Annotated in this window: 11 protein-coding genes; 7 read left to right on the forward strand and 4 right to left on the reverse strand. The window is 38.4% G+C overall.

Going from position 1 to position 12,703, the window contains the following annotated elements; translation table 11 throughout:
• Positions 1-165 precede the first annotated feature (165 nt).
• Complete coding sequence (locus tag CD126_RS07105) at positions 166-2,967, forward strand: 2-oxoglutarate dehydrogenase E1 component (RefSeq protein ID WP_103370242.1); 2,802 nt, start codon at positions 166-168, stop codon at positions 2,965-2,967.
• Positions 2,968-2,980: 13 nt separating this feature from the next.
• Positions 2,981-4,243, forward strand: coding sequence for a dihydrolipoyllysine-residue succinyltransferase (sucB, locus tag CD126_RS07110; RefSeq protein WP_049406096.1), 1,263 nt, complete (start codon positions 2,981-2,983; stop codon positions 4,241-4,243).
• 344 nt (positions 4,244-4,587) lie between these two features.
• On the opposite strand, the gene CD126_RS07115 is transcribed toward sucB, so the two are convergent.
• On the reverse strand, positions 4,588-4,791 hold the full coding sequence (locus CD126_RS07115) for a Mid2-like cell wall stress sensor domain protein (RefSeq protein ID WP_002470988.1): 204 nt from the start codon (positions 4,789-4,791) through the stop codon (positions 4,588-4,590).
• Positions 4,792-4,979: 188 nt separating this feature from the next.
• Between CD126_RS07115 and CD126_RS07120 the strand changes: the two genes are divergently transcribed.
• From CD126_RS07120 to brnQ3, 5 genes are all read left to right on the forward strand, one after another.
• The gene (locus CD126_RS07120; protein ID WP_049406098.1) at positions 4,980-5,789 is read left to right on the forward strand and encodes a VOC family protein; all 810 of its coding nucleotides are present in this window, start codon (positions 4,980-4,982) and stop codon (positions 5,787-5,789) included.
• A 30-nt stretch (positions 5,790-5,819) separates the two neighbouring features.
• Entirely contained in the window at positions 5,820-6,023 is a 204-nt protein-coding gene (locus CD126_RS07125; protein WP_002471003.1) for a DUF6501 family protein, read from the forward strand.
• A gap of 156 nt (positions 6,024-6,179) precedes the next feature.
• Positions 6,180-6,911 (forward strand): ATP-binding protein, encoded by a 732-nt coding sequence (locus tag CD126_RS07130; RefSeq protein WP_049406131.1) that lies wholly within the window; start codon positions 6,180-6,182, stop codon positions 6,909-6,911.
• A gap of 12 nt (positions 6,912-6,923) precedes the next feature.
• The gene (locus tag CD126_RS07135) at positions 6,924-8,810 is read left to right on the forward strand and encodes a vWA domain-containing protein (protein WP_103370244.1); all 1,887 of its coding nucleotides are present in this window, start codon (positions 6,924-6,926) and stop codon (positions 8,808-8,810) included.
• Positions 8,811-8,938: 128 nt separating this feature from the next.
• Positions 8,939-10,282 carry a branched-chain amino acid-like transporter carrier protein BrnQ3 gene (gene brnQ3, locus CD126_RS07140; RefSeq protein ID WP_049406101.1) on the forward strand — a complete coding sequence of 448 codons (1,344 nt, stop codon included), beginning with the start codon at positions 8,939-8,941 and terminating at the stop codon, positions 10,280-10,282.
• Positions 10,283-10,513: 231 nt separating this feature from the next.
• On the opposite strand, the gene CD126_RS07145 is transcribed toward brnQ3, so the two are convergent.
• The 3 genes from CD126_RS07145 to CD126_RS07155 are packed head-to-tail and all read right to left on the reverse strand — an operon-like array spanning position 10,514 to position 12,590.
• Positions 10,514-11,656: a toxic anion resistance protein gene (locus tag CD126_RS07145; protein ID WP_049406104.1), complete on the reverse strand. Its 1,143-nt coding sequence runs from the start codon at positions 11,654-11,656 to the stop codon at positions 10,514-10,516.
• Between the two features lie 27 nt (positions 11,657-11,683).
• Positions 11,684-12,307 (reverse strand): 5-bromo-4-chloroindolyl phosphate hydrolysis family protein, encoded by a 624-nt coding sequence (locus CD126_RS07150; RefSeq protein ID WP_002471694.1) that lies wholly within the window; start codon positions 12,305-12,307, stop codon positions 11,684-11,686.
• Between the two features lie 13 nt (positions 12,308-12,320).
• The gene (locus CD126_RS07155) at positions 12,321-12,590 is read right to left on the reverse strand and encodes an acylphosphatase (protein WP_049406106.1); all 270 of its coding nucleotides are present in this window, start codon (positions 12,588-12,590) and stop codon (positions 12,321-12,323) included.
• Positions 12,591-12,703: the final 113 nt, after the last annotated feature.

Below are 12,703 nucleotides of genomic sequence, written 5' to 3' on the forward strand. Positions count from 1 at the left end.
GACTCTAAGTATAAATTCAATCTGGGTCATCGCACCTTGATTAAAAAATTTATAATTCGGAGTTCTGCTTTTTTATATAAGGTGTGATAAGTACTTTAATTTGAACACTTTTAATGCTATTATTGTGTTGTAAGCGTTTCAACTATTTTGTGGAGGGTGTAATAAATGAGCAACGAAAAACAGGTAACTGAGGCACCTGTAAATTTCGGGCAAAATCTTGGATATATGTTAGACCTATATGATGTTTATTTACAAGATCCATCATCAGTTCCTGAAGATTTACAAGTCCTTTTTAGTACAATTAAAGACGGTGAAGCTAACATCGTAAACAAAGCAAGCTCGGATGCAACTATTTCACAAAGCGACAGCACGATTAAACGTGTTATGCGCTTAGTCGACAACATCCGTCAATACGGGCATTTATTAGCTGACATTTACCCAGTAAATCGTCCAGTCAGAGAACATGTTCCTAAATTAAACATTGAAGACTTTAATTTAGACAAAGAAACTTTAGAAACAATTTCTGCAGGTATCGTATCTGATCACTTTGAAGATATTTACGATAATGCATACGAAGCTATCGAACGCATGGAAGACCGCTATAAAGGTCCAATTGCCTTTGAATATACACACATTAATAATAGTAAAGAACGTGTATGGTTGAAACGTCGTATTGAGACACCATACCAAGCTTCACTAAACAATGAACAAAAAATTGAATTATTTAAAAATTTAGCGCACGTAGAAGGTTTCGAAAAGTATTTACACAAAAACTTCGTAGGGGCTAAACGTTTCTCAATTGAAGGTGTTGACGCACTCGTACCAATGCTTCAACAAACGTTACGCCTAGCTAGTGACGAAGGTATTTCTAATGTTGAAATCGGTATGGCGCACCGTGGACGTTTAAACGTCTTAACTCATGTGCTTGAAAAGCCATACGAAATGATGATTTCAGAGTTCATGCACACTGACCCAATGAAATTCTTACCAGAAGACGGCAGTTTAGAACTCACTTCAGGTTGGTCTGGCGACGTGAAATACCACTTAGGTGGCGTGAAGACGACAGATTCTTACGGCATCACACAACGTATTTCACTTGCAAACAACCCAAGTCACTTAGAAATCGTTTCACCAGTTGTCTTAGGTAAGACACGTGCAGTTCAAGATGATACTGAACAAGCTGGTGCAGTGACTACCAACTTTAAGGATGCTATGCCAATCCTCATTCACGGTGACGCAGCTTATCCAGGTCAAGGTATTAACTTTGAATCTATGAACTTAGGTGGCTTAGAAGGCTATTCAACAGGTGGTTCACTCCACATTATTACGAACAACCGTATCGGTTTCACTACAGAACCAAATGACGGCCGTTCTACAACTTACTCTTCTGACATCGCTAAAGGTTACGATGTACCAATCATGCACGTTAACGCAGACGATGTAGAAGCGACAATTGAAGCTATCGAAATTGCTATGGAGTTTAGAAAAGAATTCCATAAAGATGTCGTAATCGACTTAGTAGGTTACCGTCGTTATGGTCACAACGAAATGGACGAACCTTCAATTACGAACCCTGTTCAATATCAACACATCCGTAAACACGATTCAGTTGAAATCCTTTACGGTAAAAAGTTAGTTGAAGAAGGCGTTATTTCAGAAGACCAAATGAACGAAGTTATCGATGGCGTGAAGAAAACATTACGTTCTGCTCACGATAAGATCGATAAAAACGATAAAATGGATAACCCTGACATGCAAAAACCAGATGCGATTGCAGAACCACTTAAAGGTGACGACCAATCATTCTCATTCGAGCATCTGAAAGAAATCAACGATGCAATGTTATCTTATCCAGAAGACTTCAATGTCTTGAAGAAACTCAACAAAGTACTTGAAAAACGTCGTGAACCATTTGAAAAAGAAGATGGTCTCGTAGATTGGGCTCAAGCGGAACAACTTGCGTTTGCTACAATCACTCAAGATGGTAAACCAATCCGTTTAACAGGCCAAGATAGTGAACGTGGTACTTTCAGTCATAGACATGCTGTACTTCACGACTCTGAGAATGGCCAAGAATACGTGCCATTGCATCATGTGCCTAATCAACAAGCGACATTCTCTGTTTACAACTCACCATTATCAGAAGCTGCAGTTGTAGGCTTTGAATATGGTTACAATGTTGAGAATAAGAACTGTATGACGATCTGGGAAGCACAATACGGTGACTTCTCAAACATGGCACAAATGATCTTTGACAACTTCTTATTTAGTGCTCGTGCTAAATGGGGAGAAACTTCAGGATTAACTCTATTCTTACCTCATTCATTTGAAGGTCAAGGACCAGAACACTCTTCTGCACGTCTTGAAAGATTCTTACAACTTGCAGGCGAGAACAACGCAACAGTTGTTAACTTATCTAGCTCTAGTAACTATTTCCACTTACTCAGAGCACAAGCAGCAAGCTTAGGTACAGATGCAATGCGTCCACTCGTCGTGATGTCACCTAAGAGCTTGTTACGTAACAAGACGGTTTCTCAACCTATCAGTAAATTTACTGAAGGTACATTCGAACCAATCTTACCAGAATCAGGCGATGCAGATAGCGTGAAGAAAGTCATCCTTGCATCAGGTAATATGTTTATCGACCTTAAAGAGTATTTAGCTAAAAATCCTGACGAATCAATTCAGCTTATCGCAGTGGAAAGACTTTATCCTTTCCCTTCAGAAGAAATTCAAGCTGAACTTGATAAATTACCTAATTTACAACACGTTGCATGGGTACAAGAAGAACCTAAGAACCAAGGTGCTTGGTCATTCGTTTACCCACGCCTCAAAGAATTAACTGCAGATAAATACGATTTAAGTTATCATGGAAGAATACAACGTTCTGCTCCAGCAGAAGGTGATGGCGAAATTCATAAACTTGTACAAAATATGATACTTGAACAAAGTACAAATAATAAGTAGGGGGAAGTACAACATGCCAGAGGTTAAAGTTCCAGAACTAGCAGAGTCTATTACAGAAGGTACCATTGCAGAATGGTTAAAGAGCGTAGGTGATAGCGTCGATAAAGGTGAAGCTATCGTTGAATTAGAAACAGACAAAGTTAACGTTGAGGTCGTATCAGAAGATGCCGGCGTATTACAAGAAACTTTGTTTGACGAAGGTGACACTGTTGAAGTAGGTCAAGCTATTGCTGTAGTAGGTGAAGGTCAACCAAGTAATTCAGGTTCATCTTCTTCTGATGACAGCAAACAAGAATCTAAATCTGATGATGCTAAATCAAGTGATGATAGCAAAGATACTCAATCACAAGATGATTCAAGCGATCAATCAGGTCAACGTGTTAACGCTACACCATCTGCACGTAGATATGCACGTGAACAAGGTATTGACCTTAGCGAATTAGCGGGCAAATCAGGAGATGTAGTTAGAAAAGAAGACGTTGATTCTAAACAAAATCAACCAAGTAGTTCTAGCAGCCAATCTTCTTCATCTAAAGAAGACAGCAAACCAGCTCAATCATCTAAACCTTCTAAACCAGTTGTACGTGAAAAAATGTCACGTCGTAAGAAAACAGCTGCTAAGAAACTTTTAGAAGTTTCTAACCAAACAGCAATGTTAACTACTTTCAACGAAGTAGACATGACAAACGTAATGAACTTACGTAAACGCAAGAAAGAACAATTTATCAAAGACCACGACGGTACTAAACTTGGTTTCATGTCATTCTTCACTAAAGCGGCAGTAGCTGCATTGAAGAAATATCCTGAAGTTAACGCTGAAATCGACGGCGAAGACATGATTACTAAACAATTCTATGATATCGGTATTGCCGTATCTACAGACGATGGTTTATTAGTACCATTCGTAAGAGATTGCGATAAGAAAAACTTTGCTGAAATCGAAAGTGCAATCGCAGACTTAGCTGTTAAAGCACGCGATAAGAAATTAGGCTTAGATGACATGGTGAACGGTTCATTCACTATCACTAACGGTGGTATCTTCGGTTCAATGATGTCTACACCAATCATCAATGGTAACCAAGCTGCTATCTTAGGTATGCACTCAATCATCAAACGTCCAATCGCGGTTGAAGATGATAAAATTGAAAACCGTCCAATGATGTACTTAGCATTAAGCTATGACCACCGCATCATCGACGGTAAAGAAGCAGTAGGATTCTTAAAAACAATTAAAGACTTAATTGAAAACCCTGAAGACTTATTACTTGAATCATAATTTGAATAAGACAAAGCCCTTGAAGGTGAGCAATCATCTTCAAGGGCTTTTTACGTGGATTCACAATGCAAATCGTTAAACATCAACTATAGAAATTAACACTCCGTATTACTGCTAGCGTTAGAGGCGTGTATGGAGAAACGCTTTGCTTTGTCGATTTGTAACTATTCTCAATGTTCTATTACGAATGAAATTCAATTATAGATAAGGCGAAAGCATCGCAAACAGCAATACTTTCGCTAAAGCAATAAGTTTTAATTGGAAGACTTTTCATCAAAAAAGATCCAAGCCAGAAATGTAATGTTTCCAACTTGGATCTAGTCATTGAAATATATAAAGCGATATTATCCGACAAAGATAAAGACGAGTAATTCAATAATTGCAAGCACAATAAAAATACCAAACACAATACCATAAATATTATTCTTGTTCTTGCTCTTATTATCTTTACGATTCTGCACAGATTGAGACATATTACTAAAGAATGTAATACCACAGTACACTGCAATCAACAACGTTATTCCAAACAATACCCAAAAGTTAAACATACTGACAGACCTCCTTCGTCTGAACTTAACGTTACTACTATTCTATAATATATTTTAATATAGAAATAGTTAATTCTCCAACAACTTATTTTACTACTTAAATCCATCACACATAATGTCTAAACATATAAATCATAATCAGAATACGTTATAATTAAAGTTAATAGAAATAAAAGGGGTGTGGTAATATGACAGGGTTACGAAGTGTAACACTTGGTGCTAAAAATTTGAAAAAGATTTCTACGCTCTTCCATGATCAATTGGGTATGAGTGTGAAGACAAAGGGGGAAGCATTGCGCTTTGGCGATGCTGATTTAAGTCCAGGAACACGCGTTCACTTTGTAGAGATACCACATTACAGCACGAAAGACCAACACATTTACAGTTTAGGTTTACGTGTTCCTACTGACGAAGCACTACAAGAGTATCAAACGATTCTTGGGGAACATGGTATTCAATACAGTGAAATCACGATGTTGAATACGCATAAGTGCTTTCATTTCATGAGCCCAGAAGGACATCGTGTCGTCATTTACTCTGACGAACACAATAGCGGTGAACCTTTAGGAACGCCATCCACTTACAGTTCAGTCAATCCGCTTCATCAAATTCAAGGCCTGGGTCCAGTAGTGCTACGCGTGAATGATTTATTGCTCACACGCTCAGTGCTTAGCCGAGTCTTTGATATTGAAGCATTTGCGGAATATACGTTGTCTGAAGATGAAGATAAAGATGTCCTCGTCTTCCAAATCGGTGACGGTGGCTTAGGCGGAGAACTGCACATGTATCAATCTGATGAAACTTTAGATCTACCTGATTATGGTATTGGTGAGCAAATTGAGTTCGCGACAGATGATCAAGGTCAATTCCAACTCGCTAAAGAGGAACTTGATGAGATTGGTATACCATATCAGACACTAGATCAAGAAAGTACAAAATCGTTACGAATTAATGAAGCGAGTGGTATTTCATTCATTTTAACTTTAGAATATAATTAAATAGTTAGTTTAGTGAAAGGAACGAAAGTTATGTTACATGAAGAATGGAAATCTAAGACGCCGATAAAGCGTGTAGAAGTTGTGCATACAGATGCTGATAAGTTTACAGTGTCAGACATGCTTACAGTCGGTCAACAATATGATGTAGTTAACGAGACAGAAGAGTACTATCAAATCATTGATAACTCTGGTTTAGTCGGTGGTTACTACAAGACATATTTTAAAGAAATCTAAAGATATTGAACTGTGGAAAGGGCTGGGGAGTGACTTACTCGTAGTTACCCAGTCTCTTTTCTGTATACAACTATAGGTAAAAGGAGTGCTTACATCTTGGCACAAGGACAATATATCAATAATGATGCGACAGTATTCGAAGATGCCCAATCGTTAATGGCTTTGAATAAAAACATTCTACTTAAAGGGCCTACGGGTTCAGGGAAGACGAAGTTAGCCGAAACACTCAGCGAAACTGTCGACATCCCAATGCATCAAGTCAATTGCTCCGTTGATTTGGATGCTGAAAGTTTACTCGGCTTCAAGACAATTCAAACTAACGACAAAGGTGAACAAGAGATCGTCTTTATCGATGGACCGGTCATTCAAGCGATGCGACAAGGTCATATTCTCTACATCGATGAAATTAATATGGCTAAGCCTGAAACATTACCCATACTCAATGGTGTACTAGACTATCGCCGTAAATTAACGAATCCATTCACAGGCGAAGTGATTCATGCTGCACCAGGCTTTAATGTGATTGCAGCGATTAATGAAGGTTACATAGGCACGCTACCGATGAACGAAGCATTAAAAAACCGCTTTGTTGTCATTCAAGTGGATTATATCGATGGTTCAATATTAAGCGATGTTATTCGCCAACAATCTCGTTTGGATGACATGGCACTCATTAAACAAATCGTGCAATTCAATAGCGATTTACGTACGATGACGAAGCAAGGCCAAATCTCAGAGGATGCTGCGAGTATCCGTGCCTTGATTGATTTGAGCGACCTTGCTACAGTGATGCCAATCAGACGTGCGATTCAACGCACAATTATCGACAAACTTGAAGATGAACGGGAACAGCAAGCCATTGAGAATGCAGTTGAACTAAACTTTTAGTGAGGGATAACTATGAATGAACGCTTTATCATGTTTAACGACGAACAACTTGATGCGAAACAAGTGATGATGTTGCAGGATTTAGCTCGGTTGTTACTGCGCAATCCACAAACACAAGTGAAGATTCAAAAGTTTCCTTACTATAATCCGATTGAGAATACACTGATTACGAGTACATTCTGGTCCCATCGTCCTAAAGACGTTGAAACGAATGGTTTGAAGACGGATGTCATGCTTGCTGCATATGGCTATCACTGGATGGATACGTCGATTGTCAACGAAGTGATAGAAGAACAAGCGTTTCAACATCCTAAGCTTTATCAACAGATTTTTAAAATGTTGGAAGATCAACGTATCTTGAATCAAATCGTGGAAGAACGCCCGACTACACGTGCAGCGATTGATTTACGTAATCAGACACGATTGAGTTACACTGAATCGCAAATCAAGGTCTATGAAACGAAGACGACGTATACTGATTTAGTGCTACTACATTTAGAACGCTCTGTGCTCAAGCAGAATTTCTTCGACGTGCCTGAGATACATCCTTCACTAGATGATATTTTTGTAGCAATGTACCAATATCTACCAGACTTCTTTAACTGTACATGCTCCGAAGATAGTATGTATATGGCGCAAAGAATCATGTTCCAAATTGATGATTTGTTAAAAGAAGATATGTTGAATGAATACTACTATCTTCCTAAGAAGGTCTACGCTGAATTGGAAGAATGGCAAGATGATCAGTTGAAGCGCGTGGATGCCAGTCAAACTGATCAACATTCAGAAGAATCAAGCGAAGATATTGTAAGTGCAGAGATTGAAGCGAAAGCACAAGACAGTCAATCAGAGGGCGGTTCTTATCTAGAGATGGAGTTACATGAGGGTGAGACGAGCGATAGCGTATCAAACAATGATACCGCTAGAGAAGGAGACGCGAGCGATGATATTACTGATGTAGCCTCTACCAAAGGCAAGGGAAGCCGTCAAACTGTTGATAATGAACTCGGTGGTATGGTGGGTCAGAATTCACTCTTTGCGTTAAAGGGCATTAATGAGAACGTCTCTGTTGATTGGAATGTCCCTGACATTTTACCCGAATATTACAGTGACTATTTAGAAGTTGAAAAAGATGTACAATACGAAATTAAGGATCTCACTCAAATTATTAAGAAAACGATTGAACGTGAACGTCAAGATGAGCGTCATAACTTAACGAAAGGACGGCTACAAAGGGATCTCATTAACTGGTTTATCGACGACCAATATAAATTATTCTATAAAAAGCAAGATCTCAGTCGTCAATTTGATGCCACGTTTACGCTATTAGTTGACGCGTCAGCCAGTATGCACGACAAAATGGATGAAACCATTAAGGGCGTAGTGCTCTTCCATGAAACGCTTAAAGCTTTAAAAGTAAAACATGAGATTCTCGCTTTCAATGAAGACGCTTTCGAAGCAGATGATCGAGAACACCCTAATATTATCGATGAAATTATCAATTATGATCGCTCACACTTTGATAGAGAAGGTGCGCGCATCATGGCATTGACACCACAAGATGATAACCGAGATGGTGTCGCAATACGTCTCGCAAGCGAACGTTTACTCCGTCGCTCTCATCAGCAACGTTTCCTTATCGTCTTCTCAGATGGTGAACCGTCTGCATACAACTATAGTCAGGATGGTATATTAGATACGTATGAAGCTGTTGAAACTGCACGTAAAATGGGTATAGAAGTCTTCAACGTCTTCCTTAGTCAAGATCCGATCACTGAAGACATTGAAGAAACCATTCATAACATTTACGGTACATTTTCAATCTTTGTTGAAGGTGTGCAGAATTTACCAAGCCATCTCGCACCATTACTAAAGAAACTATTATTGAAATCTTTTTAGTAATAGAGTCATTGTAAACTACAATTAACACAACTATTTTTAAATATTCTGAAACTTTTATAGACGCCCGTTCTTTATCATGTTAGAATATAAAATATTGTTAATGAATTGATTAAAGGAGTACTAACATGAGAAAGAATACATGGATTATTGGATTTACATTATTCGCAATGTTCTTTGGAGCAGGGAACTTAATATTCCCTCCAAATGTAGGACTTGAAAGTGGTCAATTCTTCTGGCCATCCATTATCGCCTTTGCTTTGACAGGCATTGGTTTACCATTAATGGCTGTGATTATCGGCGCAGTGGATAAACAAGGTTATATCGGCTCATTAAATAAGATTTCTCCTAAGTTTTCAGTTATCTTTTTAATGGTTGTTTATCTTACAATAGGGCCATTGTTCGCAATTCCGCGTACTGCGTCTACATCATTTGAAATGACAGTAACGCCAATCGCGCATACAAATAGTAGTTTAGCACTATTTATTTTCAGTTTAATCTATTTCTTAATCGTACTTTATTTGTGTATTAATCCTAATAAGATGGTAGATCGAGTGGGCTCATTACTCACGCCACTATTACTCATCACCATTCTAGCTATGATCATCAAAGGCTTTATTGATTTCGGTGGCAATGCACAAAGTACGGCCGTATCACCTTATACTTCAGCTTTAGGTGGCTTTTCTAAAGGTTTTACTGAAGGGTACTTAACGATGGATGCGATTGCAGCGATTGCCTTCTCAATGATTGTCGTTAACGCAGTGAAGGCCACAGGCGTATCACATGCCGATAATATTTTTAAACAAACAGCGATGGCAGGGGTCATTGCAGCAATTGGTTTAATCATTATCTATATTTGTGTCGGCTCAATCGGTAACCATATGCATATTTCAGATAGTCAAATGCATCAGTTGAAAGCAAATGACCAGAATATCGGTACATATCTACTCACAACGATTGCGACAGTCGGTTTTGGCTCGTTCGGTAAATACTTGCTCGGTATTATCGTTGCACTTGCGTGTCTGACTACAGGTTGCGGACTGGTCGTATCTGTATCGGAATACTTCCATAGAATTCTTCCGAAGATTTCTTATAAATCTTACGTGATCCTATTTACAGTGATCAGCTTTATCTTAGCTAATATGGGTCTCAACTCTGTGATTAAAATGTCTGTGCCGGTACTCAGCGTGGTTTATCCAATCGCTATTACAGTAGTGATCCTAATACTACTTGCGCGTTTCATACCGACGAAACCTATTGTGCAGCGCTTCACGATATTCATCGTGACGATTGTCTCAATTCTTGGCGTAATCGACAGTCAAGGTTGGGTTAAAATACCATTGATGTCAAATCTACCATTGAAAGATTATTCACTTGAGTGGTTCCCAATTGCAGTGATTGCAGTCATTATTGGCTACATTATTTCTACATTTGTAAAAAAACAAGAACCTATTCATTATGAAAAAGAATAGACGTTATGATAGCGATGCTAGGATGAATCAGAACAGTCATCCTAGCATCTTTTTCGTTTTATACAGAAGCTTAGTGGGGATAGAGAGGGAGGATGGGGTGCTCTCATAGATACGACTGGCTCAAAGTAAAAATGAAACAAACTATAGACAATCACGTCTAACCACATCTATATAACTACTAAAAGAGATGGAACCGCTATCGTTCCACCTCTTTTAGTTACTTTATTTAACTCATTTGCGTGGGGAGTTTTGTTTCATTGATAATAATTGTTGCTTTAAATCTTGCTCCAGTCCCACGAGTTCATGTTCTGCTTTTTGACGTTGAGCGCGTCCTTCTTGTTGTATTTGTAAGGTTTGTTGAATTGTTTCAATAATATCGTTTTGCGTCGTCTTCAATGTTTCTAAGTCTACCACACCACGTTCATTCTCACGTGCAGTATCAACAGCATTTTCTTTTAACATGGACGCATTTGTTTTTAATAGATCGTTCGTTGTATCTGTAACTGCTTTCTGCGCAGACACAGCGTGACGTTGGCGCATCAAAGTGAGTGCAATAGACATTTGATTCTTCCATAATGGAATGCTCGTTAAGATAGAGCTTTGAATTTTCTCTGCTAAAGCCTGGTTTACGTTTTGTATCATGCGAATTTGAGGTGCAGTTTGTAAGGCAATTTGGCGTGATAGTTGTAAGTCATAAATACGTTTACTCAAACGTTCTTGAAACTGCTCCATATCGGCGATGGCTTGTACATCCATCTGATTATCTGTCTGTTCTGCGTGCGCTCTTAATTCAGGCAACGTTTCACTTTCAATCTGTTGCTGTTTCTTCTGAGCAGCTGCAATATATAGCGTTAAATCATCGAAATAGTGTTTATTGTGCTCATAAAGTTCATCGAGTAAATCGATATCTTGTTTCAAGTTACCTTTGTGCTTATCTAATTCTATTGAAATGCGATCAATTTGAGCACCCACTGATTGCATACGAGAGAATACTTCATTGACTGATGCCTTAGCTCTTTTAAACAAACGTTTGAGCTTTGATTGATTCTCCACATTTAAATCATCAGGATTCACAGACTTTAACTTTTTCATCAACCCATTTAATGTTTCGCCTACAGGTCCCACATCAGCTGATTTAACCTCATTCAAGATACGATGTGAGAACTGAGACATTTGGTTCTGAGCTTCTGTACCATAATTCAGCAACGATTCATGTTCCATCGGAGTAATTTGCTCTGCTAAACGATCGATTTGTTGTTGCTCTTCAGTAGTAAAATTCTGTTGTTGTTTGTGCAAATGAGTTTCTGTCTGTGAGGTATCATTTAAATATTGATCTAAGGGGTGAGAATTCATGATATCTTTGTCTTTAGACATGTCATTCGCTCCATTTCTTCATACATTTTAGTTACGATAGCGCTTTTGCTCCATACGGTTAACTTCCATTTCGACATCTAAAGTTTGATAGTCATCTTCGTTCAAGCGTCTCAAATCTGCTGTCAATGTACGCTTGACTTCATCTAGCGTAATACGTGTTTGCTCAAGCTTTTGCTTCTCTGTCGTCGTCTTCTTAGGTGAACGTGTGAGACGTGTATAAGCTTCGATAAGATTCAACGCATTATCGATATGCGAATAGAAGAAACTCTCTACGATAAAGAACTTCGATGGTTGTTGCTTTACAGTATAATAAATCGCTCGCGCAATGCGATAAATCTCGTTGACCTGTTTAAAATCTTTAATCGAACGTACATTCATAAACGTTCTCAAGATACGTCTAATCTTATCTTGAGCGTCGTTAAGTTGATGACGAACGAATCGATAATCTCTACGGGATAAACCGATTTCTTGAAGATACTTGCGTGAAGAAAGACGTTGAGTAGGGAAGTAAACGATTCCGAACGTCACGATTGAGATTAACACATCGATAATGACATAGATGTCTAATGCAAATAAACTGACAATCCAAGCGATGACAGCAACTGGAAATGCAAAGGCAGCTCCAATAATACGAGAAATGTTATATCTCAAGTTTCATCTTCCTTTATATTGTTTTAAATTTCTTTAAGCTTTCGTCAACTTCTAATGTTTCAATATCGACATCTTCGACTTTAGAAGCAGGGGAAGCGCCTTGTGATACAGCTTCGACAAATTGATTTAGTGTTTCTGCGTCACCTTGCGCATATATTTCAACGTAGTCTTGTACGTTCTGTACTGTGCCGACTACTCCATACTTTTTAGCTAACTTTTGTGTATAGTAACGAAATCCAACACCTTGAACAGTGCCATACACTTTCATATGCTTACGTTCCATTCATATCACCTCATATACTTATTATACGAAATTTTAAGGCGCAAAACTAATATTTGCGTTGCACGCTGAGTATAACATCGGTCAAAAGTATGAGTCGTAAAACTTGATTTATA

It is taken from the genome of Staphylococcus pettenkoferi, from assembly GCF_002902685.1.
Lineage (GTDB): Bacteria > Bacillota > Bacilli > Staphylococcales > Staphylococcaceae > Staphylococcus > Staphylococcus pettenkoferi.

Bases quoted from the DNA above. Each gene is read 5' to 3' on its own strand.
- CD126_RS07130 (WP_049406131.1), top strand. From the start codon at position 6,180: ATGGCTTTGAATAAAAACATTCTACTTAAAGGGCCTACGGGTTCAGGG.
- CD126_RS07155 (WP_049406106.1), bottom strand. From the start codon at position 12,590: ATGGAACGTAAGCATATGAAAGTGTATGGCACTGTTCAAGGTGTTGGA.
- CD126_RS07115 (WP_002470988.1), bottom strand. From the start codon at position 4,791: ATGTTTAACTTTTGGGTATTGTTTGGAATAACGTTGTTGATTGCAGTG.
- brnQ3 (WP_049406101.1), top strand. From the start codon at position 8,939: ATGAGAAAGAATACATGGATTATTGGATTTACATTATTCGCAATGTTC.
- sucB (WP_049406096.1), top strand. From the start codon at position 2,981: ATGCCAGAGGTTAAAGTTCCAGAACTAGCAGAGTCTATTACAGAAGGT.
- CD126_RS07105 (WP_103370242.1), top strand. From the start codon at position 166: ATGAGCAACGAAAAACAGGTAACTGAGGCACCTGTAAATTTCGGGCAA.
- CD126_RS07135 (WP_103370244.1), top strand. From the start codon at position 6,924: ATGAATGAACGCTTTATCATGTTTAACGACGAACAACTTGATGCGAAA.
- CD126_RS07120 (WP_049406098.1), top strand. From the start codon at position 4,980: ATGACAGGGTTACGAAGTGTAACACTTGGTGCTAAAAATTTGAAAAAG.
- CD126_RS07125 (WP_002471003.1), top strand. From the start codon at position 5,820: ATGTTACATGAAGAATGGAAATCTAAGACGCCGATAAAGCGTGTAGAA.
- CD126_RS07145 (WP_049406104.1), bottom strand. From the start codon at position 11,656: ATGTCTAAAGACAAAGATATCATGAATTCTCACCCCTTAGATCAATAT.